This window comes from Enterococcus infantis (assembly GCF_049166715.1).
Lineage (GTDB): Bacteria > Bacillota > Bacilli > Lactobacillales > Enterococcaceae > Enterococcus_C > Enterococcus_C leclercqii.
Genome location: NZ_JBMHFB010000004.1, coordinates 68,008 through 94,275 on the forward strand (window position 1 = coordinate 68,008; position 26,268 = coordinate 94,275).

Here is a 26,268-nt window from a genome sequence, read left to right on the forward strand (position 1 = left end):
CTCCAATGACAGGGGACAGCCGCAATCTTTTGTTCTATAATGAGAGTAAAGAGTGGTCAAAATCAGTTGCTTAGATTACATGATGAGAGGTTTTGATGTTTTTTGTATCGAAGGCTTCTACATTCAAAAGAAACCAGGTGATAAATGTGCCAAAATCAACTTTTCTGAATTTACCTCCAGCTAAGAAAAAAGCCGTTGAAGATGTTTTATTAGAAGTGTTTTACAACCGCCATGTGGCACAGGTAAAAGTTTCAGAGATTGTGACAGGGATGGGCATGGCCAGAGGGTCTTTTTACAAGTACTTCGAGGATTTGGAAGATGCGCATCTGTATATGATTAAAAGAGCTTCGGCCCAAGTCCATCAGGCTATTCTCACGGCAATCAGCGAAGAGCAGGAGGATTTCTTTCGGGGGATTGAAGCTTATTTGATTGGTGTCATGCAACTGGAACGAAAGGACAACGAATGGAAGATGATCAAACTTTTGACTCAAAGCAGCGATGTGTTTGCCAAGCGATTGGCTCCTGCCGATGCCCTTGAGGAGCATGTACTGACAGCCTGGACAGGATTATTGGAAAAAAATCGTATCGTGATGGCAGATAAAGCTGAGTCATTAGCTTTTTTGTATCTGATGATGGATCTGGTAATGAACGAGTTGACCGCTGCTGTGGTTAACAACTGGGATGTTCAAACGCTGAAAACCGACTACCGTTTTCGAGAGAAGTGGTTAAAAAATGGGCTGTCTCTTTGAGTGCTGACTGTCCAAAATGAAAAAATCCGAACTTGTGAAGGATAGCGACAACCTTCGTCAAGTTCGGATTTTTTTATGGATATAAAGCCAAGAGTAATATAAAAAAGGTCTTACCACCACAGCTACTTACGCAAGAAAAGTTGCCAGAATAAAAGCAGCACAAACCCCAGAAAAAAAGGTGGCACGTATTTGAAAACAACGTGGTAGAACGCCTTGCCTAGTCGTTCTTCGGTTTCAAATTCAGGGGCGTTTTGATCGTCTTTGAATCGTTGCGGTGGGCGAGACCAGAACAAGCCGCCACTGATTTTCAGAAGTGTTCCTAAAATCAGCAGTAATGCGGTGGCACTAAATCCGAAAAAAATCAATCCAGAGATCAAGTCTAATCCGGTGAACATTCCATTCATCCGTTCTCAGCTCCTTTACCAGCAGCAATGGGATAACACAACAGAGACGTCAAATATGGATTTAACTGAGCATATGGCTGCGGAAGTAATCAGCTAATTTTTCGGCATCCTCTTCTGTGCGGCAGATGGTGATGACGGTATCAAACCCTGCCAGCGTCGTGACTTTTTCTGGCATTTTGACCTCATCCATCACTGCTGCCATTAGTTGAGCGTTATCTGGCATCGTGTTGATGATGGTGATGAACTGCACGCGATCAACGTTGGTCACCACATCTTCAATCATACGAATCAAACGTTTTTCTTCTTCGTGATTGTCAGGCTCTGTTTCGTATTCATTGAAGAGTTCGAAATGAATCTGGCCATCTTTGTCTTGCACCTTTACGATTTTCAAATCACGGATGTCTCGTGAGATGGTTGCTTGAGTGGCAATGACACCACGTTTTTCCAATAAATTCAATAATTCTTCTTGCGTACGCACTGTCTCAGCTGCAATGATTTGCCGGATGATAGCATGACGCTCGGCTTTGCGCATAATTTTGCTCCTTTCATGCAGGTAGTTAAACGACTATTTTGAGAAAACACCCTTGAGCTAAAAAGGGAGCTATCCAAACCTGCATAGATATTCATCGTAATCATAGCAAAAAAGGTTTAAAAAGAACAGAAGAAATCCGAGGTGGATATTTTTGTTGCAAATGGAGAAGATGCTATAATAAAAAAATAAAAGGAGGCTTTTTTATGTTGAAGGAACAAGAACTTTTTTTGAACTTTTTTAAAGAACGTACCCGCGATGAAGACACGGAAACAGCTGAAAAATTGTTACTTCAGTCTTTTGCCGATCAGGCTACAGGTAATTTTAAAAAGGAAGATTTTGTCGCTTTAAAAGAACAATTAATCCCCTTATTGAAGCCTGAAAATGTATCCGAAGTTACTGAGGCTATGGCACACTTTGCAGCACAATTGCCATAAAAGTTTTTTGTAATCACCAGTTAACTACGGAAAAGAGGTGCATCAAAATGAAGGAAGAAGAACTGCTATTTAATGAATTGCAGCGCTCCTGGATTCAGCGAAATCCAAGAGATTTCGCGGCTTGTTTCGCAAATGACGGTACGTTAATCGCCTTTGACGGCACATATGTCAAAGGAAAAAATGAAATCTATCAGTATGTCCAAGATCTTTTTCAAGTCGAACAAGACCTATTGTATCAATCCGTACCAGTTGAGCTGAAGCGTTTGACTCCTACGATCGTGCTGTTTCGGTGCCATACAGGAAAAACCAGACGGCAAACCGATCACATTGTTGATGAGCGAATGGCCCACCTCACGTTGTTACTGCAAAAAAAGGCCGTCTGGGAAATCGTTTTGATGCAGTATACACCGGCTCCGTTTGAAACCTACGCTAAGATCCGCCACGCTTTTCAAAACGGGCTGGGGAAGTCTACTGACTGATGTTTCTATATAAAACAGGTTGAAAAAGTCGGTAAAAAACGGTTTTAACCGGTTGCTTCTTGCCGACTTTTTGTCGGTTACAGCCAAAATGATGTTAAAGAAGGAATAACGATCAGATAGAGTGACTACCGGTTAGTGGAAGAAGAGAAGTCTAATCTAGCGTTACGAGAAAATCTTAGGGGCTACTTTCGTGGTTATCATGAAAAGCAGTTGCATTTCTTAAGGAGCTACTGTATACTATTCGAGGTGTGACAGATCACACTAAAATCCACATCCTATCTCATCTGCGAAGGGGTGCCGACGTATCGTTGGTTCTTCAAAGAGCTAAAAGATTGGAGAGGAAAACAAAAAAACCAATTGGAGGAAACACAAAATGGCAGTAATCAGCATGAAACAATTGCTGGAAGCCGGCGTACACTTTGGTCACCAAACACGTCGCTGGAATCCTAAAATGAAGAAGTACATCTTCACAGAACGTAACGGTATCTACATCATCGACTTGCAAAAAACCGTTAAATTGGTTGATGCAGCTTATGACTACATGAAAGCTGTTGCCGAAGACGGCGGTGTGGCATTGTTCGTCGGTACTAAAAAACAAGCACAAGAAGCAATTAAAGACGAAGCAACTCGCGCTGGTCAATTTTACGTAAACCATCGTTGGTTGGGCGGAACATTGACCAACTGGGAAACAATCCAAAAACGTGTGGCTCGCTTGAAACAAATCAACAAAATGGAAGAAGACGGTACTTTCGAAGTATTGCCTAAAAAAGAAGTCGTGGGCTTGAACAAAGAACGCGAACGTCTTGAAAAATTCTTGGGCGGTATCGCTGATATGCCTCGCATCCCAGATGTAATGTATGTTGTTGACCCTCGCAAAGAACGTATCGCTGTTCAAGAAGCTCGTAAATTGAACATTCCAATCGTTGCAATGGTTGATACCAACTGTGACCCTGATGAAATCGATGTTGTGATCCCATCAAATGACGATGCGATCCGCGCGGTTAAATTGATCACTGGTAAAATGGCAGATGCTTTCATCGAAGGCAACCAAGGTGAAGATCAAGCTGTCGTTGCAGAAGACTTCGCACCTGAAGCCGGCAATGCAACTTCAATCGAAGAAATCGTTGATGTCGTTGAAGGCGACAACGCTTCTGAAGGTTCAGCTGAATAATCAATAAATTGAGGAGCTGTTTCAAAGGCTGGGCTAACAAGCCGCACTCCCTTTGAAGCAGCTTTTTTAAAGCAATAAAACGGCTCTTCCGTCTTAGCTGGTGCGTCTCTTTTGATAGAGGGATGTGGGAAAGGCAGATAGGAAATAGGTCGCATTAATCTTTCTTAGGAGGAACTTAAAATGGCTGAAGTAACAGCAAAATTAGTTAAAGAACTGCGAGACATGACGGGTGTCGGCATGATGGACGCAAAACGCGCCTTGGTAGAAGTAGAAGGCGATATCGACAAAGCAGTTGATTTGTTGCGTGAAAAAGGAATGGCGAAAGCTGCCAAGAAAAATGATCGCATCGCTGCTGAAGGTTTGGCTGCAGTTGCAGTCAACGGCAATACAGCGGCTATCGTTGAAGTTAACTCTGAAACAGACTTCGTTTCTAAAAACGAAATGTTCCAAGACTTGGTGAAAGAAATCGCTGAATTGGTTGCTGCCAACAAACCAGCTGACATGGACGCAGCAATGGCAATGAAAAATGCTAAAGGCGAAACGATCGAAGCAGCATTGATCGAAGCTACTCAAGTCATCGGTGAAAAAATCAGCTTCCGTCGTTTTGAAGCTGTTGATAAAGATGACAATGCCGCATTTGGTGGCTACTTGCACATGGGCGGACGTATCGCTGTATTGACAGTAGTTGAAGGAACAACTGATGAAACAGTTGCTAAAGATGTTGCCATGCACGTCGCAGCAATCAATCCTCGTTATGTCAACGAAAGCCAAATTCCTGATTCAGAATTGGAACATGAAAAATCAGTCTTGACTGAACAAGCATTGAACGAAGGCAAACCAGCGAATATCGTTGAAAAAATGGTTGAAGGCCGTCTGAAGAAATTCAAAGCGGAAATCGCCTTGGTTGACCAACCTTTCGTTAAAGATCCTGACATGACCGTAGAAGAATATGTTTCCTCTAAAGGTGGCACAGTGAAATCATTCGTGCGCTTTGAAGTCGGCGAAGGTATCGAGAAAAAAGTTGATAACTTTGTTGAAGAAGTAATGAGCCAAGTTAAAAAATAAGACTATTCGCTAATTGAATAGCTGGGAACGCATGAAAATGCGCTCCCTTTTTTTGCAAATAAGCGTCCCGAAAGATTTTTCGGACCTTCTTTGCAACTGGCATAACTTTTTTGATATGCTACAATAGCATTAAGACACGGAGGAATTCATTATGGTAAAACCTAAATATCAACGCGTGGTACTGAAATTGAGCGGTGAAGCTTTGGCAGGTGACGAAGGCTTCGGCATCAAGCCTCCAACGATCAAAGAAATCGTCAAAGAAATCAAAGAGGTCCATGATTTGGGCGTAGAAATGGCTATCGTTGTCGGTGGTGGCAATATCTGGCGAGGACAAATCGGTGCGCAAATGGGAATGGAGCGGGCCCAAGCAGACTACATGGGAATGCTGGCAACAGTCATGAATGCTTTGGCATTGCAAGACACATTGGAAAATGAAGGAGTACCGACTCGGGTGCAGACTTCTATCGAAATGCGCCAAATTGCTGAGCCTTATATCCGTCGTCGGGCAGAACGTCACTTGGAAAAAGGACGAATCGTAATTTTCGCTGGCGGAACCGGGAACCCTTACTTTTCTACAGATACCACAGCTGCATTACGTGCAGCAGAGATCAATGCCGATGTTATCTTAATGGCGAAAAACAATGTCGATGGTGTTTATTCAGCTGATCCAAAACTCGATCACAATGCTGTGAAATTCGATACGTTGACGCACTTGGATGTCATCGCAAAAGGGTTACAAGTAATGGATTCAACCGCAAGTTCGCTGTCGATGGATAACGATATTCCACTAGTAGTTTTCAACTTGAACGAAGTCGGTAATATCCGTCGGGCAGTAATGGGTGAAAATATCGGAACTACAGTGAGGGGGAAATAATATGGCAGACACAGTTATGCAAGAAGCAAAAGACAAGATGAAAAAAGCAGCAGAAGCGCTGCAACGGGAACTGGGTTTGATTCGTGCCGGTCGTGCCAACGCCAGCATCTTGGATCGAGTGATGGTTTCATACTATGGTGTACCAACGCCGATCAACCAAATGGCTTCAATTGGTATTCCCGAAGCTCGTTTGTTGGTGATTACACCATTTGACAAAACAATGATCAAAGAAATCGAAAAAGCCATCCAAACCAGTGATGTAGGGATCACACCACAAACTGACGGTACTGTGATCCGTTTGGTGATTCCGCAATTGACGGAAGAACGCCGTAAAGAGTTGGCCAAAGAAGTGAAAAAAGAAGCAGAAAATGCAAAAATTGCTATCCGCAATATTCGTCGGGACGCCTTAGATGGCTATAAGAAGCAAGAAAAAGCGGGGGATATCACAGAAGATGATCTCCGTACAGCTGAAAAAGATGTTCAAGCTTTGACAGACGATGCAATCAAGCAATTGGATGCTATTGCTGCTGAAAAAGAAAAAGAATTGCTGGAAGTATAATAAAATCAGCTCTTTCGGGGCTGTAACACAAATCTTTTCTAGCTGGTAGCTATTTCAACAACTAGACAAGAAAAGGCCTGTTAGCAATTTTTAACAAGTAAAAGAGAAGCCCCTTCCACTGTTTTCTAATGGAAGGGGCTTCTCTTTTACTTGCGGCTCACGTTTAGCAGGTCGGTGACTAGACGATTGTTACTGGTTTTGGATCAACCAATCATGTCTAAGATTAGTTGAGAACAATCAATCTGGTTGGGAATATTACCCGCTTTGTCCCGTACCCGCCAAATATCCGGTGTGATTTCATCGACAACATACAAAGTTCCGTCTTCGTCGTAACCCACTTCTATTTTTAAATCAATGAGCGTCAAATCCATTTTAGCTAAATCTTCTTTTAAAACCGCGCCTACTTTTTCCAGTATCGCTAAGGCTTGGTCATATTGTCCTGGCAGTAACAGGTTTTTCATCTGACAGAGACGATCTGTAATCAGCGGATCTCCTTGTGCATCTGATTTTAAAGTAACTTCTGTGTAAACTGGCTCAAAAGGGATCTTCTCCGCAAGATCGAATCGGCGACACATGCTGCCGGCAGTTTCGTAACGCAGGACAAACTCCAATGGTGGCACTGTCAATTGGCGAACCTTCATCATACCGGTTTCCAGCTCAGCTCCAAGATAATGAGTAGGAACCCCCTTTGATTCCATCAATTCAAAATAGTAACGTGAGACAGCAAGACCGATTTTTCCTTTGCCTTCGACGCTACCGCCGACAGTATTAGAGCCGGGATCGAATACGCCATCTTCACCAGTCGCACTGTCTTTAAAAAGAAGCCAAACCTCCCCAGTTGTTTCATCTTTAAAGACTGTTTTCGTTTTACCATCGTACAATTTGTTCATTAGTGCACTCCTTTGTTCGTGTTTTGTGTTAGTTTAGTCAAAATGTAACACCTGTTATAAGATCTGTCGACAAATATTACGAAAGTTTCATAAACTTTGCGAAATAAAGCAGGTATTTTGGATAAAAACAAAATGGATTCTGTTTTTAGCCGTTGTGGAAGTTCTGATTCTGTTATACTTATTCAGTAGCTAATCTATGTAGTCACGCTGCCATCCATTTGAGAAATAATGGCAGCGACTAAAAGGAGTTGGATGTAATGTCAATAAGCACGTTGCGCTTGATTTTGCCTGACAGCAGGTGGGAAGAACAGATTTTACTATTTCGAGAGGCATTCTATCCAGCACCAGACGGAATTCCTGGGACTTCTGGTCTTAGTCAAGCAGCGTCAGTTACGGACTGGTTAGAATCTTTAAATGAAATGGCTGCTACTTCAAGGGTTCCGGCGGGTTTGGTGCGGGGCTTGCAGTTTATTCTGATCGATGGTAGCGAAATTGTCGGAATGTTGAATCTGCGAACGGCTTTGAATGATTACTTGGAAAACTTCGGTGGGCATATCGGTTATGCGATACGTCCTGATGTTCAAAACAGAGGCTATGGCCGTAAAATGTTAAAACTAGGTCTGGTGTTTGCCCAAGCAGAAGGGCTAAAGCGAGTCTTGATTACTTGTGATGATCAAAATCAGGCATCGGCAGCGGTTATTGAAGCTTGTGGTGGCCGCTTGGAAGACAAACGAATCAATCCTGAGACGAAACACCTGGTAAGACGCTATTGGGTTCTGACTTAATGGGGGAATTGGACATGCTGAAAGAAACCTATTTAATACTACCGGTGGGGAAGACTTTAGAAGAGCAGGTCACAAATTACCTGTCCCTCTTCAATAAAGAGTATCTCCTTAACCATTTAACTGAAGTCGCAGACGAAGCACGCTTGACGGCAATGCACTTTGGCTTAGACCCACAGGCAGCGTATCAAGCAGGCTTGCTCCATGATATCTCAGTGGTGATCCCAAATGAAGAGCGAGTGGCTTTTCAAAATGAGTTGGGAAAAGACGTGTTATCAGCCGAGCGGCACTTGCCATTGTTGTTGCATCAACAACAGTCGGCAATAATTGCACAAAACTGCTTTGGTATTACTGATTCAGCGATTTTGTCGGCGATTGCTTGTCACACGACCCTTAAAAAAGGGGCCTCTGATTTTGATCATTGTCTGTTTATCGCTGACAAAATCAAATGGGATCGGAGACAAACCCCGCCTTATCTGAAGGATGTCCTTGCTGTGTTAGAGGAAGGTGAGTTGCACAAAGCCTCGTTAGTTTATTTGGACTGGCTGTTTCATCACGACATCCAGGTCATCCATCCTTGGGCACTGGCCGCAAAAAGGCAATTGGCAATCCCATTGAAAACGATAAAGTCTTGACGTGATAGACTATCAAAGATTCGAATCCTTTTTGTCAACAACCTATGTATCCGCCTAGATTATAACAACTGCGTGATTTGGCGTTTTATGGTATGCGAGATTCGTTTTTTGTTAACGACATGCCAGGAAAAAAACTGCGACTGCGATTAAAAGCTTTTCGCTGATCATTTCGGTTAGCTGTGAACAAACGCTTTCTTATTTTTTGTGATAAAGTTGTGTTAGTAAATGAAAGGTGGAATCACTGTGGATGAACGCACTGTTTCATCAAGAATAGAGAAATTTATGGCCTACGCTGGAAGTTTACCAAATGCTCGGAGTTATCACCGAAAAGACTGGGACACAAACTACTTTGAGATTGCCGGGAAGATGTTTGGAATGATGAGTCTGGTTGGTGATTCCAAAGCGATTATCACGTTAAAAAATCGGCCGGAAAAAAACGAAGAACTGCGAGAGCTCTATCCGGGAGTGGTGATTGCCGGTTACTACACCAACAAGACTCATTGGAATTCTGTTTATCTGGCGAACACAGCTTTTACCGACGAAGAAATCTGCAGATTAATCAAAGTCTCCTATGATTTGGTCGTATTAAAACTGCCTAAAAAAATTCGTGAAGAACTGACTGATGACTAAAAAGTAGCAAATTTACGGAAAAGTTCTTGTGAATGATAAAAGCGAAGAGATCATAGGTGATTGGTCTCTTTTTTTGAAAAGAATGTGTTTTGCGGGAAAACTTGAATTTCGCAGCAGTGCTGAGTTAAAGTTTTCTTGCAGTCTTGTGATTTTTTACGGGCTTTTAATTGATTAATGGTATAATAGTTTCTGGCAATTCTTTGTAGAAATGAGGGAATCCCTATGTGGCGGTTATTTCCGCAAAAGAACAAGTATGTACAGGAAGAAGCAGAGTTTGCTTTTGATCCCAAAGGCACTATTCCAAAGCATATCGCAGTGATCATGGACGGCAATGGACGTTGGGCTCAAAATCGTCGTCTGCCAAGAGTGGCAGGCCATCAAGAAGGGATGGAGACGGTTAAGACGGTGACAAAACACGCCTCCAAACTAGGGGTTAAGGTGTTGACGTTGTATGCCTTCTCAACAGAAAACTGGAAACGTCCCACTGATGAAGTGAATTTTCTGATGCAACTTCCGGTAGATTTTTTTGATACTTTTGTACCAGAATTGATCAAAGAAAATGTTAGAGTCCATGTGATGGGGTATACCGACTTTCTGCCGGCCCATACGCAGGATGCTGTGAAGCGAGCAATAGAGCAAACGAAGGACAATACCGGGATGGTGTTGAATTTTGCCTTGAACTACGGAAGTCGCGCAGAGATTGTGACAGCTACGCAAGCAATTGTGAAAGACGCATTGGCACAAGGACTGCCTGTGGAAGAGGTAGCGACAGTCGTGGATGAAGAAATGATTGCCAATCACCTGATGACAGGCTTTTTACCTAAAGAGTTGCGAGATCCTGAGCTTTTGATCCGGACTAGTGGGGAAGAGCGAATCAGCAATTTTCTTTTGTGGCAGATTGCCTATAGTGAATTTTTCTTCACGGATGCTTTATGGCCGGATTTTAATGGCGAGCTTTTGGAGATGGCTATTGCTTCCTTCCAAAATCGTGATCGTCGCTTTGGCGGTTTGAAGTCGGATAAAAAAGCTGTAGATTCTGACTCCTAACATGTTTGAATAAGTGGGGCCGCTGTATCTTCTATATAAGACGGCTCCAAAATGAATCATTTTTTGATATTGGAGGTAATAGAATGAGACAACGAGTAATCACTGCTGTTGTGGCGCTGGCATTGTTCATTCCAATCTTGATGGTTGGCGGCATCGCAGTAGAAATCACGGCAGCTGTCCTGGCGGTTGTCGGTGTGTATGAAATGTTCCGTATGAAAGGCTTAAATGTCGTCAGCTTTGAAGGAATTTTAGCGGCATTGGGTGCAATTTTCTTAGTACTGCCAAAGGAGCGCTGGTTTTTCTGGCTACCGACTGAAACCGACAGCACGATGCTGTTTTATTTAACCGTGATGTTGCTTTTGGGAGCATCTGTGGTATCTAAAAATATGTACACTGTCGATGAAGCGGGGTTTCCTGTTTTAGTCAGTTTGTATGTTGGTGTTGGTTTCCGGGAATTTGTTAACGCCCGCAGCGAAAGCTTGATTATGCTTTTATTTGGACTATTTATTGTATGGGCGACAGATATCGGGGCTTATATGATTGGCCGACAGATCGGCAAACGAAAACTCTGGCCTGAGATTTCTCCGAATAAGACGGTAGAAGGAGCCCTCGGTGGTATTCTCAGTGCAGTGGTGGTTGCGTTGATCTATGTTTTAGCTTTCTCCAGCAAGCAAAATTTTGGTCACAGCCTGCCAATCCTACTCTTATTAACCGTTGTATTTTCGATTGTTGGCCAGTTCGGCGATTTGGTGGAATCAGCAATCAAACGGCACTTTGATGTCAAAGATTCCGGGAATATCTTACCGGGACACGGCGGCATATTGGATCGTTTCGACAGCATGTTGTTTGTGTTTCCTATCATGCACCTTTTAGGCGTATTTTAATAAGAAAACTTTAAACCGGGACACGGGCTGTCTCGGTTTTTTTATTGTCGTCGTGGTTGGGACAGCTCCGTGGCAGCCATTGATAGTAGGAATTGATGGTCAAGCTTATCTTGTGGGTATGAACTTACTAAAACGTTCTCATAAATAGTAAGGAGCTTAAAGATAGAGGAGTTGGCTTTATATGACAAACACTTTACGTTTTTTACAGTGGTCCCACCTTTGCCGATGAGTATGATAAAATGAGAAGGAGTTCAGCTAAGGCTGAGCGTTTTTTGAAAAGGGCGAAATGCCTGCTTAAAACTTTGATTGAATATCATGAAAGTGAGGAAACACGATGAAAGGTCTTTTGACATTTTTAATCGTCTTCAGCGTGGTGGTAATTTTCCACGAGTTCGGGCATTTCTTTTTTGCTCGCCGCGCCGGGATACTGGTAAGAGAATTTTCGATTGGCATGGGGCCAAAGATTTTTGGACACCAAGGCAAAGATGGGACGGCTTATACGCTGCGTTTGTTACCAATTGGTGGCTATGTCCGTATGGCCGGAGTCGGTGAAGACGAAACGGAGATTACTCGGGGAATGCCGGTGACATTGCAGTTAGATGAGCAAGGGCGCGTTGCCAAAATAAATACCTCTTCCAAGGTTCAGCTGACTAATGGCATTCCTGTGGTAACAGAGGCTTTTGATTTGGAAAATCAGCTGTATTACTCAGGGTATGTCAACAATGATGAGTCACAACTGATCCGCTATGAAGTGTTGCACGATGCCACGATTATTGAACAAGACGGAGTCGAAGTGCGAATCGCACCGAAAGATGTCCAGTTTCAATCAGCAAAACTGAGTCGCCGAATGCTGACCAATTTTGCCGGTCCAATGAATAATTTTATTTTGGCTATTTTATTGTTTATCGTCATCGCCTTCATGCAAGGCGGTGTGGCAGTTACTAATACCAATCGTATTGGTGAAATCCAACCAGACAGTCCCGCTCAGGCAGCTGGCTTGAAAGCTGGTGACCAGATTGAGTCTATCAACGAGAAAAAGATTAGCAATTGGGATGATCTTTCAGCAACGATTTTGGCAAATCCTGATAAAACACTGACGTTATCGGTTAAACGAGGAAGTGAGACTTTTGAAACTAAAGTAACTCCTGAAACAGTGACAGAAGGAGAGCAAAAGTCCGTGCGTATTGGCATTCAAGCACCGATCAAGACCGGATTCGTCGATAAAATCGTCGGTGGGATGCAACTGGCAGTGGCTAACTCTTTGAACATTTTCAAAGCATTGGGAGACTTAATCGTAAAACCGGATCTAGATAAATTGGGCGGCCCAGTTGCGATTTTCCAGATGTCTTCACAAGCAGCTCAGCAAGGATTTATCACTATCTTAGGATTTGTTGCGATTTTATCAATGAATCTGGGGATCCTAAATCTGTTTCCATTTCCAGCATTGGATGGTGGTAAGCTCGTATTAAACGTGATTGAAGGGATTCGTGGCAAGCCTCTTAGCGTTGAAAAAGAGGGGTTGTTGAACTTAATCGGCTTTGCAGCATTGATGTTGTTGATGATCTTAGTCACTTGGAATGATATCCAGCGCTTCTTCTTTCGCTGATAGTCCGTGAACAGGTAAGAGAAGGGATAAAGAGAGGGTTACGATGAGACAATCGAAAATGTTGATACCTACCTTGAGGGAGTTGGGCAGTGAGGTTGGTGCGTTGAGTTCACAAATGCTTCTGCGCGGCGGATTTATTCGCCAGATTTCCTCCGGGGTGTATGCGTATTTACCGCTGGCATGGCGGGTGTTGGAAAAAATTAAAGGGATTATTCGTGAAGAATTGGCAGCAATTGGGGCAGATGAGATGGCAATGTCTCATCTGTTGCCGATTGATCTTTGGGAAGCCACTGAACGTTTACAGGCTTATGGTCAAAGTCTGTATAAAGTGATTGATCGCAACGAGCGGGTCCAGCTATTGGCACCTACTCACGAAGAGCTTTTTACGAAGTTGATTGCAGATGAAGTCAACTCCTATAAACGCTTGCCAATTAGTTTGTTTCAGATTCAAGCGAAGTTTCGAGACGAACAAAGGCCGCGCCATGGTTTGTTGAAAAGCCGCGAGTTTTTGATGCAAGACGGCTATTCTTTTCACAGTTCAGAAACGAGCTTAGAAGAAACTTATCGTAATTATGAGCGGGCCTATCGGAAGATATTTACCCGCTGTGGCGTTGCTTTCCGCACAGTTATTGGGGACAACGGCTTGATGGGGGGCAGCGAGTCAAAAGAGTTTTTGGCTACCTCAGCCATTGGCGAAGATGTGGTTTGCTATTCAACAGAAAGTGACTATGCGGCAAGTCTTGAAATGGCGACGAGCCTCTATTCAAAAAAGCGGGCGCAGGAGTCTTATCAAGAGTTGGAGAAAGTGGCGACCCCAGAAATCAAAACGATCGAGCAGGTAGCGGACTATCTACAAGTCCCACTGACAAAAATCATCAAGTCGATGCTGTATTTGGCTGATGAACGTCCAGTGATGATATTGGTTCGGGGGGATCAAGAAGTCAATGAAGCCAAAGTCAAACGGATGCTGGGAGTCTTATTTTTGAGAGAAGCCGCACCGGAAGAAGCAGAAGCTTTGTTGGGAGCGGAATTTGGATCATTGGGACCGGTGGCATTGCCTCCGGAAATTGCGCTTTATGCCGATCTACAAGTGCAAGACATCAGTAACGGAATCGTCGGTGCAAATCAAACCGGCCAGCACTACCGAAATGTGAATCCCGGACGTGATTTTAAACCACTTTCCTTTAGCGATCTGCGTTACGTCAAAGAAGGGGAACCTTCACCTGATGGAAAAGGGGTATTGCAGTTCACGCGGGGCATCGAGATTGGTCATATTTTCAAACTAGGGACCCGTTATAGTGAAGCTCTGGATGCCGAGGTGTTGGACGAGACCGGACAATATGTACCGGTCTTAGCAGGTAGTTATGGCATCGGAATCACCCGTCTTTTAGCGACAGTGGTAGAGCAATATGCCGACGAAGAAGGCATCAGTTGGCCGCGGGCAATCGCACCTTTTGATTTGCATATCGTGCAGATGAACATGACGGATGATTTTCAAAGTCGTTTGACAGACGAACTGGAAACTAGTCTGTCCGAACACGGTTATCAAGTACTGGTGGATGATCGCAATGAGCGGGCCGGAGTTAAGTTTGCTGACGCAGATTTGATCGGTTGCCCGTTGCGGATCACAGTCGGTAAAAAGGCAATGGAGAACATTGTAGAAATTAAACTGAAACGCACCGGAGCGATGGTGGAAGTTCGTAAAGAAGAGCTGCTCGATACGATTCCAATTTTACTGGCATCGGCAGAAGAAGTTTAAAAAAAGAACCTTTGAAGAAAGCGCTGGAAGTAGACCCAGTTGCTTTCTTCAAAGCTTTTTTGTTAAGCTCATGAAAAATTCTCCAAGTGATTCTTAATGAAAGAACCGTCAAAAAAAGGTATACTGGATGATGCTGAAACAAAATCAGGAGGCCAAAGAATGTCAGAAAAAAATGAGAAATTTATTGTCCTGCTGGATCAGATGCAACTGACTGATGACGCGGCACAAGCGCTATTGGCAGCAGATGGTCGAATTGAAAAGGTGACAGTCCATAGACAGTCACGAATCTGGGAGTTTACATTGGGCTTTAAGCAGACCTTGCCAGTGATCCTTTACCAAGATTTGTCTCACCACTTGATGCTGGCATTTCGCGAAATTGCCGAAGTAAAATTGAATATTCAAGCCGACAATCCGCAACTTGACGAAGAGTTGCTACAAACCTATTGGCCTTTGGTGATGTCTGATCAAGAATGCAATACGAAAGTAGTCGCCCAGACAATTAAAAATCAATTGCCGCTACTGGAAGAAAAAAAGGTTATTTTGCCTATTTACAATCAGGCCATCATTCCTCATCTGGTAGACAACTACTTTCCATTAATCGAAGCGCGGTATCAACGAATGGGTTTTCCAAAATTTCGTCTGGAAGCTCGCTTTGATGAAGAGCAGGCTGAAGCTGCGGTAAAAGAACTTGAAGCCAAAAAACAAGTGCAGGCTGAGGCCATGATGCAACAAGCAATGGAAAATCTGGCTGCTCATGAGCAACAGAAAAAAGAGAAGAAGGCGCCGGCTCAAATGAGTGGCCCGTTGCAATTAGGACGCAATATTCCTGCAGATGAACCGATTATGCCAATGATCAATATCATTGAAGAAGAGCGCCGTGTCACAATTGAAGGCTATGTCTTTGATGTCGAAGTGCGGGAATTGCGGACAAAACGCAAAATTTTGACATTAAAGATTACCGATTATACCTCATCTTTTATTGTCAAGAAGTTTTCCAATGGAGAAAAAGACGAGCAGGTCTTTGACAATATCAGTAAAGGCTGTTGGATGAAAATCCGCGGGAGCATCCAAGAAGATACCTTCCAAAGGGATTTGGTAATGTTTGCCCAAGACTTAGTGGAAGTCAAGCATGAGAGTCGTAAAGACTACGCTCCTGAAGATGAAAAACGCGTAGAACTTCATCTGCATTCCAATATGAGTACCATGGATGCCACAAACAGTATCGGGGACTTTGTTTCTCAAGCGGCTAAATGGGGACACAAAGCCATTGCTATCACTGACCATGGGGGTGCCCAGTCTTTCCCAGATGCCCATAGTGCAGGTAAGAAAAACGGTGTAAAAATTCTTTATGGCATGGAAGCGTATGTTGTAGACGATGGTGTTCCTATCGCTTATAACTCAGCGGAAGTTCCTTTGACAGATGCCACCTATGTCGTTTTTGACGTGGAAACCACTGGGTTGTCTGCGGTTTACGATACGATCATCGAGTTAGCTGGCGTCAAGATGCATAAAGGAAATGTCATCGGGACCTTTGATGAGTTTATCAATCCCGGACATCCTTTGTCACAAACCATTGTCAATCTGACAGGAATCACTGATGAAATGCTGCGAGGCTCCACTCCCGAGCAAGAAGTTATGCAGGCTTTCAAAGAGTTTTCTGAAGGGGCTATCTTAGTTGCCCACAATGCTTCTTTTGATATGGGCTTTATTAACCACACATACAAACGACTGGGTATCCCTGAAGCGGACAATCCGGTGATTGACACACTGGAGTTGGCACGCTTTTTACATCCAGAGTTGAAACGGCTCAATTTGGGAACATTGACGAAAAAATTCGGAGTTTCTCTGGAAAATGCTCACCGGGCGATTTTTGATGCGGAGGCTACGGGTCACTTGGCATGGATCTTCATCAAAGAAGCGATGGAAAATCATGAGATGTTTTTACATGCTGATTTAAATCGACACATGGCAGGAGAAAATGCCTATAAAGCTGCCCGTCCTTTTCATGCAACCGTTATGGCAACCACACAAGCGGGGCTGAAAAATCTCTTCAAGTTGATTTCTTTGGGAAATGTAAAGTATTTTTATGGCGGTGTTCCCCGGATTCCCCGTTCCGAATTGGTGAAATTGCGGGAGGGATTGATTGTAGGAACGGCTTGCGACAAAGGCGAAGTCTTTATGACTCTGATGCAAAAAGGGTATGATGAAGCCAAAAAGTTAGCCGAATTTTACGACTATATTGAAATCATGCCCAAAGCTGTCTATGAACCATTGATTTTGATGGAGAATATCAAAAATGAATCTTCTTTAGAAGAGATTATGCGAAACTTGGTGAAAATCGGGGAAGAATTAAATAAGCCGGTTTGTGCGACGGGAAATGCCCACTACATGGAAAAAGAAGATGCTATCTATCGGGAGATTTTGATCAAATCTCAAAGTGGGAATCCTTTAAGCCGCCAGCCGCTGCCGGATGTTCATTTCCGTACCACAGATGAGATGCTGACTGCCTTCCAGTTTCTGGGAGAAGAAAAGGCCAAAGAACTGGTAGTCACCAATCCGAATAAAATCGCTGATATGTGTGAGACCATTATTCCTGTAAAAGATGAACTTTACACGCCGAAAATTCCTGGTTCTGAGCAGGAAATCACCGATTTGTCATACAATCGAGCACGGGAACTCTATGGTGACCCACTGCCTGACATTGTTGAAAAACGTTTGGAAAAAGAATTGAACTCAATCATTGGTAATGGGTTTTCAGTGATTTACTTGATTTCCCAAAAACTGGTGCATAAAAGTAATGAAGACGGGTATCTGGTAGGTTCCCGTGGATCAGTCGGGTCCAGCTTTGTCGCGACAATGACTGGGATCACTGAGGTTAATCCTTTAGCCCCTCATTATTATTGCCCCGAATGCCAATATTCCGAGTTTTATGAAGACGGCTCTTATGGTTCTGGTTTTGATATGCCGGAAAAGGCCTGTCCAAAATGTGGCACACGATTGAAAAAAGACGGGCACGATATTCCCTTTGAAACCTTTCTGGGATTCCATGGGGATAAAGTCCCCGATATTGATTTGAACTTTTCAGGAGAATATCAACCACGAGCTCATAACTACACGAAGGTTCTTTTCGGTGAAGATTATGTTTATCGTGCGGGAACAATCGGTACCGTTGCTGACAAAACCGCCTATGGGTACGTAAAGGGTTACGAGCGAGACAATAATCTGCGGTTGCGAGGCGCTGAGATAGATCGTTTGGCTGCCGGTGCTACCGGAGTTAAGCGAACGACTGGACAGCATCCGGGGGGGATTATCGTAATCCCGGATTATATGGATGTCTATGATTTTACTCCGATCCAATACCCGGCAGATGATCTGAATTCTGAATGGCGCACCACGCACTTTGATTTCCATTCCATTCATGACAATATCTTAAAGCTGGATATTCTGGGACACGATGATCCTACTGTAATCCGGATGTTGCAAGACCTTTCGGGAATTGATCCGAAGACAATTCCGACAGACGATCCGGAAGTGATGCGAATTTTTGAATCCCCTGAAGTTTTAGGGGTAACCCCACAACAGATTGGCTCAGAGACAGGGACGCTGGGTATCCCGGAATTTGGGACGCGGTTTGTCCGAGGCATGTTGGAAGAGACCCATCCTTCGACCTTTGCTGAACTGCTGCAGATCTCCGGCTTGTCTCATGGTACAGATGTTTGGTTAGGGAATGCTGAAGAATTAATTAAGCAGGGGAAAGCTACCTTGGCAGTGGTAATCGGCTGTCGGGATGACATCATGGTTTACTTGATGCACGCCGGACTTGATCCTGGTACGGCATTTACGATTATGGAAACAGTACGTAAAGGGCAATGGAGCAAGATTGATGATGAGAAACGAAACAAATTTTTGACGGCTATGAAAGAAAACAGTGTGCCGGATTGGTACATTGATTCTTGTTCCAAGATCAAATATATGTTTCCAAAAGCCCATGCGGCGGCCTACGTGTTGATGGCGCTGCGGGTAGCCTACTTTAAAGTGTACCATCCGATTTTGTATTATTGTGCCTACTTCTCAGTCCGAGCCAATGATTTCGATTTAGTTGCCATGTCGCGAGGAAAAGATGCCGTCAAAGACCTTATGAAAGAGATCAATGACAAAGGGCTTGATGCTTCTACCAAAGAAAAAAACCTGTTGACCGTCTTGGAATTAGCCAATGAAATGCTGGAACGTGGTTTTGAATTTGGGATGATCGACCTCTACAAATCCGACGCTGTAAACTTTGTAATTGACGGCAACAAGCTGATTGCACCTTTCAGAGCAGTACCGAGCTTGGGAGACAACGTCGCTAAGCAGATCGTAGAAGCCCGTAAAGATGGTCCGTTTCTTTCAAAAGAGGACCTGGCGAAACGAGGCAAAGTCTCACAAACCTTAATCGATTATATGAATGAAAATGGCGTTTTGAAGGGTCTGCCGGACGAGAATCAGCTTTCACTATTTGACATGTTTTGATTAAGAGCTGCTTTTCCTGTTGAATCTAGTCAAACTGCCCCGAAAATTGGGATCACCCTTCTTTGAAGCAAGCAATTCGAGCAATTCCAGATATGGAATACAAGTAAAAGACAAGGGGCTGTGCCAATAGTTGAGTCACCGTCCTCTGAAGCAAACAATACCAAACGTGAGAGCCAAAAGCCGACGATCTTCCACTAAAATCATTGGACGATCGTCGGCTTTTCATTGCTAAAAATTTCAAACACAGACTTTCCTTGATTTCATCAATGGAAGTCAGCATCATTCCCTTCTCTTGACACGTATGGGGATGTTCTCTTTTCGGACAAAGACATCAAGAGGGTCACAAATTTTCCTCATCTGTATAGTTCTATTAATTGTGGTTAAACATCCGCTCGCTTAGTACTTGGAAATAAGTCGTGACATTTCTTTGTTTTTTCGTCATTAACCTTTCAACGGCTGACAAACTTTTGACAATGTATTTGCGATGAGTCTACAGTGATGGCTATCGTTTGAAAAAAAATTGTAAAGCGCGTAGCATGAATGTGTAGGAATCAAAGCTCTTGAAGGAGGATGCGACATGTTATCAGAAAAGAAAAAAGCATATTTGAAAGCGTTATGCAACGAAGATGGCTTTATCAATGCCTTGGCCATTGATCAGCGGGGCTCCTTGAAAAAGATGATTGAAAAAGACAAAGGGGTACCAGCTACTGATGAAGAAGTGATCGAATTCAAAAAAATCGCTTCAGAGGAACTTACAAAGTATGCATCAGCGATTTTATTGGACCCAGAATATGGGATCCCCGCTGGTAAAGCACGGTCAAAAGATGCGGGGCTGCTGACTTCTTATGAAAAAACCGGATATGATGGTAGTGGAGATCAACGGTTTCCTGATCTTTTGGACCATATGTCGGTGAAACGGATTAAAGAAATGGGCTCAGATGCAGTGAAATTTTTGCTTTACTATGACGTTGATGAAGACAAAGCCATCAATGATCAGAAACAAGCATTCGTGGAACGAATTGGTTCAGAATGTGCGGCTGAAGACATTCCGCTTTTTGTGGAATTAATCGCTTATGATGCCAATCAACCGACAAATGATTTAGCCTTTGCTAAAAAGAAACCCCGTAAAGTGCTGGAAATGATGAAAGAATTTGCCAAAGATCGTTACGGCATTGACGTTTTGAAAATGGAAGTACCGGTAAATATGACCTTTGTTGAAGGCTTTACTGACGGCGACATTGCCTATACTCGTGAAGAAGCCCTCGCTTACTTCAAGGAACAAGGGGAAGTCACTGACAAGCCATACATTTTTTTGAGTGCCGGTGTGACAACTGAGCTGTTTCAAGAAACACTGAAGTTTGCCGGTGAAGCCGGTGCAACATTCCGCGGTGTTTTGTGCGGCCGAGCAACTTGGGCTGCCGGGCTACCGCCATTTGTCAAAGAAGGCGAGGAAGCTTGTCGTCACTGGATGCAGACGCAAGGGCGAAAAGACATTGAAGCCTTGAATGCAATTCTAAAAGAAAATGCCAAACCTTTTTGATCTTTAAGTTGCTTAAAAAGGATGCGTGTTTTAGATAAAGATAGTCAAAAGCTGCCAAGTGATCTTCACTTGACAGCTTTTTTAGGAACATTTTTTCTGAAAGTTCACAGAGAGAAGACTTTCATGCTATACTAGGCTAGTTGAAAAAATGCAAAGGAGACTTGTGCCAATGTAGCCACAACTTGAGTTTAAGAGGATCATCCTCAGCAAGTAATCAGTCTTCAGGTAGAGAATTTAAGAAACGGAGTTACCAAAACTATGAATAATCCGAATTTACGACAAGAAGTCGATATGCGCCGTACATTTGCTATCATTAGTCACCCGGACGCCGGGAAAACGACGATCACCGAGCAGCTGCTTTTATTTGGTGGTGCGATTCGCCAGGCTGGGACGGTAAAAGGGAAAAAGACCGGCAATTTTGCCAAATCTGACTGGATGGAAATCGAGAAACAACGGGGAATCTCCGTTACCAGTTCGGTGATGCAGTTTGATTATGATGACAAGCGGGTAAACATTTTGGATACCCCTGGGCACGAAGATTTTTCTGAAGATACTTATCGTACGCTGATGGCAGTTGATAGTGCGGTTATGGTCATCGATAGCGCCAAAGGTATCGAAGCACAAACCAAAAAGCTGTTTCAAGTAGTCAAAAAACGGGGCATCCCAATTTTTACTTTCATCAATAAATTGGACCGTGATGGGCGAGAACCGCTGGATTTGCTGGAAGAATTAGAAGAGCTCTTGGATATCGAGTCTTATCCGATGAACTGGCCGATTGGGATGGGAAAAGGCTTGGAAGGGCTGTACGACATCTATAACAATCGAGTTGAACTTTATCGTCCCGACAATTACGGTGGTGAACGCTTTGTTTCCTTGGATGAAGCGGGCGGTATTCCTGCAGACCACCCATTAAACGGCAACAGCCTTTTTGGACAGGTCCAAGAAGAAGTGGAATTGTTGAAAGAAGCCGGGGATAGCTTTGACCGTAAAAAAATTGCACGGGGCGATCAGACGCCGGTATTCTTTGGCTCTGCGCTGACGAAATTTGGCGTGCAGACCTTCTTAGAAACATTCTTGGAATTTGCCCCATCGCCATATGGTCATAAGACGGTTGACGGAAAAGAAATCAGTCCGTATGAGCCAGAATTTTCCGGATTTGTCTTCAAAATTCAAGCCAATATGAATCCGGCTCACCGAGATCGGATTGCCTTTGTACGAATCTGTTCAGGTACTTTTGAGCGAGGCATGGATATCTTTTTGGAAAGAACCGGCAAGAAAATGAAGCTGGCCAATGTCACCCAGTTTATGGCGGATACCCGTGAGAATATTCAAGAAGCGGTTGCCGGGGATATCATTGGGGTCTATGATACCGGCAACTATCAAATCGGTGATACCTTGTACGAAGGAAAGCTGAAAGTCGCTTATGAAGAACTCCCTTCCTTTACACCGGAACTGTTCATGAAAGTGCAAGCTAAAAATGTGATGAAACAAAAATCCTTCCATAAAGGAATCTATCAGCTGGTCCAAGAAGGTGCCATTCAATTGTACAAGACTTATCTGACTGAAGAATACATCATCGGTGCGGTAGGTCAGTTGCAGTTTGAAGTGTTCCAATATCGGATGCAAAACGAGTACAATGCCGAAGTCGTAATGACACCAATGGGGCACAAAATCGCCCGCTGGATTGATCCAGCGGACTTGGATGAAAAAATGAGCTCCAGCCGCAACATCTTGGCGCGGGACCGTTTTGACCAACCACTGTTTTTATTTGAAAATCAATTTGCCGAACGCTGGTTTGCTGATAAGTATCCGAAAGTACAATTGAAGAGCTTGATGTAAGAATGTTTTTTCATTCTGTAATAGATTACACTGTTGGTATAGAAGCCGTAACATAAGTTACTTACAAAAATCCTGTGAAATGGCGTGATTACGTTCGCTTCATGGAATTTTTTGATAAAATAAATGTAGGAGCCGACGCAGGCTACAGATTAGAGGGTAATCTAGAATTTTCCATATATCGAAAAAAACAAGAATCTCTCGGAAAAATGCACTGTTTTCCGAGAGATTCTTGTTTTAGTGTAACCACGCAAAATTTGTTTATATTGTAGCTCTTTATTGTGCTTTCTAAAAGTCAATAGTTCAAGCAATCAGCTATTTTCTAATGAAATGATTTGAATAATATTCATTTTATTTGAAAATTATCAAATTATAAATTAATATTAGATTAATAAATTATAAATTTTTTAATTTAAATAATTGGTTTCAATTATTGAAGAAAGGAGATTATGTAAAATGATCGGTATAAAAAAACTAAGCATTTTGATTTTAGTTACTCAGTTTTTTTTTGCAACGAGCTCTTCCTCACTTTCAGTGACGGAAAGCTATGATGAAAGCTCAAGTGAAGGAACATATGAAACAACTAATGAATCCACTGAAAAATTAGAAATTAATGATACAGAAAACGAAATTCATGAGAATCAAATAAGCGCTGATTCTAGAGAACAAGTAATCGATGATGGACAAGTGACAGATGGCAGTGTTAAAGAAAGTGACTCTAATAATCAGCCAACAAAAGAAAGTGCCAGTCGTGCTGTAGGCGTGCAGGCAAGTGGTAGCGGTACTTCCCAAGCTGATCCTCGGATCGTTGAGAACTCAGCTGAGTTAAGAACAGCAATTGAAATAGATAAAGTTTCTTACATTCAACTAGCTGATTCTGATGAAGTTTTTCGATTCGAAGAGGGTAGCTCGTATATTGATATCACGAGTGATGTTACTATTGATGGCAATGGCCGAACGCTTTCTTATAACGATAGTAAGCGTAACCGTGCTTTACAAGTTACAAAAGCCAATGTTTCAGTAAAGTTACAAAATATGATATTTGGGTCTGAAGATTATTCTGTTGATGCTTACGATTATTTTGGCTTTTGCCAAGGTAATGGTAATTCAAATGTTACGATTGAAGTAGAGAATATTAATTATTATTCCACTTCGGCTGCTCAACCTTTTCATAATCGTGGGACTGGTAGCAAAATTGTTTTTTCCGGTACTAATTATTTTACTGTTCAAACGGGCTCTTACTCCCAAGAGTTTGCGGAATGTAATCATTTCCTTTTTAAAGAAAATAGCCATACGAAGATTGAGCATGCTACGGGGTGGGCCAATTCGATTGAGACGTCTGGTAGTAATTTCAGTTTTGAATTAGAAGCAGGAGCGGTTGTGGATTATAACACAACGAGTAGCCAGTTTGTTGATAACTATTCAGCTAATGGAACGATGAAAATTGGTGAAGGAGCGTCGCTGAAAATAAGTGGTGGTGAAACGTTTGTTAATAGTAGTCGACCAATGAATCTTCAAGTTGATAAGGGTGGAAAACTCGACTTAACTTTTGCGAGAAAGTTTAATTTTTCTGATGCTTCCACATTCAATTTTGCGAAGGACTCAACGTTAAATATGGCTGTAACGGATGATAGCCAAGTTTTTAGTAATACCATCTCTGCAGCAAATTTCATTATTGATAATGCTTATCGCTTATCTTTTAATGTTTCTAAATCAACAAATAGTGAACCAGTTAATGCAGGGTTCACATTTTTTGAATTTGTCGACGACATTACCGGTTACGGTATTACGGCAGGCAACACGCCTATAAACACAATTATTAACCAGGGTGATACCATTACTTCAGATAAGGGAGACTTCATGTTAAGTCCATTACCTGACTTTACAGATGACGAAAAAACAACGATTCGAGGAGCAAAAAGTATTGTCTTACAACGCCTGCCCAATCCAGCGGTGATACGAGATGTCAAACAAGTGGTTAAAGATACTAGCGCTGCTTTTAATCTGACTGATTATTTGACCAATAATAATGTTATTACTGGCGTAGATTATTTGCTATTTAGTAAGCAGCAAGATACTGAAAGCTTTAATGTTACTGATAAAATCGCTGAACAAAAGATAGAAGCAAAAGCAGAAGAAGCAGAAGAAGCAGAAGAAGCAACAGAGCTTACTGAAGCAGAAATTACAAGTTCTGTAGAATTTACCGGTTTAGCAGGACAGACAGAATATTGGCTCTATGTCCAAATCAAAACGGGCTTTGAATCAGGTGATAGTGAGTGGTATGAAGTACCTTTTACTACAAAGACTGATACACTCAATGTGTCATTCCCAACTGAAATGTTCTTTAATACCGAAATGTCTGAAGAGGGTAGACGATTAATAGTCACCTCACAACGTTATCGAGTCAAAAACAATAGTGCTTATCCAATTGAATTAAAGATAGATACATTTAGTGAAAATAGTGATTCTGGCATTATCTTGTTAGAAAATACAGACGGTGATACACAAGATCATTTATTTTTACAGCTAGCAAAAGATAACGAAGAACCAACTACTTTAATAAAGGATTTAAAAGATGCTAGCATGGGAACGTTAGAAATCGATCAACAAATAAATTTACGGTTTACTGGCGAGTATTTTGGTAACGCGGGTAAAGAAATTAAACCAAAATATAATATGATTTTAGAATTTACTAGAACGGGGGATTAACGAATGAATACAACTGAAACGCAATCCAATCAAAAAAATAAAAGATTGATTTTACTCGTATTATTGCTTTTATTGTTAAGTGTTGGAGGATATTTTGTTTATCGTTACTTTAATCAACCTGATGTACCTGTGACGATAATTAGTGGCGAGTTTTTACCGGATGGAAAAGATGCGGCTAAAATTTCAAGTGAAGAATTGCAACGATTGGCGCAAAAAAAAGTAGATGCGAGCCAGTTCAACATGGTTATCGCCCCCACTGCCAATGTGCAACAAGGTACAAAGAGTGATTTGTTTATTCAAAACCCACCTCATAACGCCAATCCAATCAACGTGGAAATTCGGTTAAAAGATTCAAATGAACTAGTTTATACCTCGGGTGCTATTCACCCGGGTTATGAAATAAAAGGAGCTACTCTGGAAAAAAAATTGGAGGAGGGGAGTTATCCGGCAACTGCGCTTTTTAGCATTTATGATGGTAATACCAAAGGAAAGCGTGGACAAGTTGCCGCAGCGATTGATTTTGTTGTGAAATAAAAAAAGGAAGGAAGAGGAAAAATGAAAAAAATATTTGGTTTAGTTGCACTATCAAGCATTATGTTGATGGCCCTACCGGCATATACAGAAGCGGATATTATCGGAGAAAATTCTGGAGAGATTACGATTAATGGCACATTAGGTATTGATAATACAGATGAAGATGCACCCATCGTAGAAGGTGACGATGCTTGGATTAATGTAACACTTCCGACGGAGACAATCTTCTATAGTGCCAGTCCAAACGCTGGTGCACCTATCACATCACCTGAGTATACAATTACGAATAATTCTGGTCGTCCAGTAGATATTTCTTTTAAAGAAATAGCAAAGATTGGTACGAGTAAAGGTGCTAAATACGCAGTCTCGTTGCAGGGGTTTGGTAAGGGAAATCCTAAAATTATTAATGCGGGTGAAGTAACGGCTGCGCCAGGCTCTCCAACGCTTATTCACACGTTAGCTAGTGTTGACGGAAAACTTGGAGAAGATGATATTCCGCCATTAACAGCTAATACTGTTACTTTTAGATACGTTGGAGAGGTTACGGATGCAGTAACTAGTACAATTACTGAAAGTTACACCATGACGCTTGAATTTAAAGCAGTTGATTGGTCAGAAGAAACAGAAACACCTTAATTTT

Annotated in this window: 23 protein-coding genes; 20 read left to right on the top strand and 3 right to left on the bottom strand. The window is 42.5% G+C overall.

The window, feature by feature from the left end; genetic code table 11:
- The first annotated feature begins 146 nt into the window (after nt 1–146).
- Complete coding sequence (locus tag ACOMA8_RS05750) at nt 147–749, top strand: TetR/AcrR family transcriptional regulator (RefSeq protein ID WP_161900534.1); 603 nt, start codon at nt 147–149, stop codon at nt 747–749.
- A gap of 122 nt (nt 750–871) precedes the next feature.
- Here the strand turns inward: ACOMA8_RS05750 and ACOMA8_RS05755 are convergent, their stop codons facing one another.
- Together ACOMA8_RS05755 and argR are read right to left on the bottom strand one after the other, a co-directional pair.
- Nucleotides 872–1,153 carry a hypothetical protein gene (locus ACOMA8_RS05755; RefSeq protein WP_237580470.1) on the bottom strand — a complete coding sequence of 94 codons (282 nt, stop codon included), beginning with the start codon at nt 1,151–1,153 and terminating at the stop codon, nt 872–874.
- 61 nt (nt 1,154–1,214) lie between these two features.
- Nucleotides 1,215–1,685: an arginine repressor gene (argR, locus tag ACOMA8_RS05760; protein ID WP_421369265.1), complete on the bottom strand. Its 471-nt coding sequence runs from the start codon at nt 1,683–1,685 to the stop codon at nt 1,215–1,217.
- Nucleotides 1,686–1,888: 203 nt separating this feature from the next.
- On the opposite strand from argR, the gene ACOMA8_RS05765 reads away from it, so the two are divergent.
- The 6 genes from ACOMA8_RS05765 (at nt 1,889) to frr (ending at nt 6,267) form a co-directional block, all read left to right on the top strand.
- A complete protein-coding gene (locus ACOMA8_RS05765; protein WP_421369267.1) occupies nt 1,889–2,119 on the top strand; it encodes a hypothetical protein in 231 nt (76 codons plus the stop codon).
- A gap of 47 nt (nt 2,120–2,166) precedes the next feature.
- On the top strand, nt 2,167–2,598 hold the full coding sequence (locus tag ACOMA8_RS05770; RefSeq protein ID WP_161900537.1) for an SgcJ/EcaC family oxidoreductase: 432 nt from the start codon (nt 2,167–2,169) through the stop codon (nt 2,596–2,598).
- A 373-nt stretch (nt 2,599–2,971) separates the two neighbouring features.
- Nucleotides 2,972–3,769, top strand: coding sequence for a 30S ribosomal protein S2 (gene rpsB, locus ACOMA8_RS05775; protein WP_161900538.1), 798 nt, complete (start codon nt 2,972–2,974; stop codon nt 3,767–3,769).
- A gap of 180 nt (nt 3,770–3,949) precedes the next feature.
- Nucleotides 3,950–4,834 carry a translation elongation factor Ts gene (gene tsf, locus ACOMA8_RS05780; RefSeq protein ID WP_161900539.1) on the top strand — a complete coding sequence of 295 codons (885 nt, stop codon included), beginning with the start codon at nt 3,950–3,952 and terminating at the stop codon, nt 4,832–4,834.
- A gap of 151 nt (nt 4,835–4,985) precedes the next feature.
- The gene (gene pyrH, locus ACOMA8_RS05785; RefSeq protein ID WP_161900540.1) at nt 4,986–5,708 is read left to right on the top strand and encodes a UMP kinase; all 723 of its coding nucleotides are present in this window, start codon (nt 4,986–4,988) and stop codon (nt 5,706–5,708) included.
- A gap of 1 nt (nt 5,709) precedes the next feature.
- The gene (frr, locus tag ACOMA8_RS05790; protein WP_161900541.1) at nt 5,710–6,267 is read left to right on the top strand and encodes a ribosome recycling factor; all 558 of its coding nucleotides are present in this window, start codon (nt 5,710–5,712) and stop codon (nt 6,265–6,267) included.
- A gap of 203 nt (nt 6,268–6,470) precedes the next feature.
- Here the strand turns inward: frr and ACOMA8_RS05795 are convergent, their stop codons facing one another.
- Nucleotides 6,471–7,157: a phosphoribosylaminoimidazolesuccinocarboxamide synthase gene (locus ACOMA8_RS05795; RefSeq protein ID WP_421369270.1), complete on the bottom strand. Its 687-nt coding sequence runs from the start codon at nt 7,155–7,157 to the stop codon at nt 6,471–6,473.
- 257 nt (nt 7,158–7,414) lie between these two features.
- On the opposite strand from ACOMA8_RS05795, the gene ACOMA8_RS05800 reads away from it, so the two are divergent.
- The 13 genes from ACOMA8_RS05800 to ACOMA8_RS05860 all read left to right on the top strand — a co-directional run bounded on the left by ACOMA8_RS05800 (nt 7,415) and on the right by ACOMA8_RS05860 (nt 26,264).
- Nucleotides 7,415–7,942 carry a GNAT family N-acetyltransferase gene (locus ACOMA8_RS05800; RefSeq protein WP_161900543.1) on the top strand — a complete coding sequence of 176 codons (528 nt, stop codon included), beginning with the start codon at nt 7,415–7,417 and terminating at the stop codon, nt 7,940–7,942.
- A gap of 14 nt (nt 7,943–7,956) precedes the next feature.
- On the top strand, nt 7,957–8,574 hold the full coding sequence (yqeK, locus tag ACOMA8_RS05805) for a bis(5'-nucleosyl)-tetraphosphatase (symmetrical) YqeK (protein WP_421369273.1): 618 nt from the start codon (nt 7,957–7,959) through the stop codon (nt 8,572–8,574).
- 243 nt (nt 8,575–8,817) lie between these two features.
- Nucleotides 8,818–9,204, top strand: a complete 387-nt coding sequence (locus ACOMA8_RS05810) for an MmcQ/YjbR family DNA-binding protein (protein ID WP_421369275.1) — start codon at nt 8,818–8,820, stop codon at nt 9,202–9,204.
- 222 nt (nt 9,205–9,426) lie between these two features.
- Nucleotides 9,427–10,251 (top strand): isoprenyl transferase, encoded by an 825-nt coding sequence (locus tag ACOMA8_RS05815; protein ID WP_161900546.1) that lies wholly within the window; start codon nt 9,427–9,429, stop codon nt 10,249–10,251.
- An 83-nt stretch (nt 10,252–10,334) separates the two neighbouring features.
- The gene (locus ACOMA8_RS05820) at nt 10,335–11,135 is read left to right on the top strand and encodes a phosphatidate cytidylyltransferase (protein ID WP_161900547.1); all 801 of its coding nucleotides are present in this window, start codon (nt 10,335–10,337) and stop codon (nt 11,133–11,135) included.
- A 334-nt stretch (nt 11,136–11,469) separates the two neighbouring features.
- Entirely contained in the window at nt 11,470–12,741 is a 1,272-nt protein-coding gene (rseP, locus tag ACOMA8_RS05825) for an RIP metalloprotease RseP (protein WP_161900548.1), read from the top strand.
- Between the two features lie 43 nt (nt 12,742–12,784).
- Entirely contained in the window at nt 12,785–14,500 is a 1,716-nt protein-coding gene (locus ACOMA8_RS05830; RefSeq protein ID WP_421369278.1) for a proline--tRNA ligase, read from the top strand.
- A 159-nt stretch (nt 14,501–14,659) separates the two neighbouring features.
- Nucleotides 14,660–19,009: a PolC-type DNA polymerase III gene (locus ACOMA8_RS05835; RefSeq protein ID WP_421369280.1), complete on the top strand. Its 4,350-nt coding sequence runs from the start codon at nt 14,660–14,662 to the stop codon at nt 19,007–19,009.
- A gap of 577 nt (nt 19,010–19,586) precedes the next feature.
- The gene (gene lacD, locus ACOMA8_RS05840) at nt 19,587–20,549 is read left to right on the top strand and encodes a tagatose-bisphosphate aldolase (RefSeq protein WP_421369282.1); all 963 of its coding nucleotides are present in this window, start codon (nt 19,587–19,589) and stop codon (nt 20,547–20,549) included.
- Nucleotides 20,550–20,807: 258 nt separating this feature from the next.
- Complete coding sequence (locus ACOMA8_RS05845) at nt 20,808–22,388, top strand: peptide chain release factor 3 (RefSeq protein ID WP_421369284.1); 1,581 nt, start codon at nt 20,808–20,810, stop codon at nt 22,386–22,388.
- 453 nt (nt 22,389–22,841) lie between these two features.
- Nucleotides 22,842–25,094 (top strand): hypothetical protein, encoded by a 2,253-nt coding sequence (locus tag ACOMA8_RS05850; protein WP_421369286.1) that lies wholly within the window; start codon nt 22,842–22,844, stop codon nt 25,092–25,094.
- A 3-nt stretch (nt 25,095–25,097) separates the two neighbouring features.
- Nucleotides 25,098–25,628, top strand: coding sequence for a hypothetical protein (locus ACOMA8_RS05855; RefSeq protein ID WP_421369288.1), 531 nt, complete (start codon nt 25,098–25,100; stop codon nt 25,626–25,628).
- A 21-nt stretch (nt 25,629–25,649) separates the two neighbouring features.
- On the top strand, nt 25,650–26,264 hold the full coding sequence (locus tag ACOMA8_RS05860) for a hypothetical protein (protein WP_421369290.1): 615 nt from the start codon (nt 25,650–25,652) through the stop codon (nt 26,262–26,264).
- The last annotated feature ends 4 nt before the right edge of the window (nt 26,265–26,268 follow it).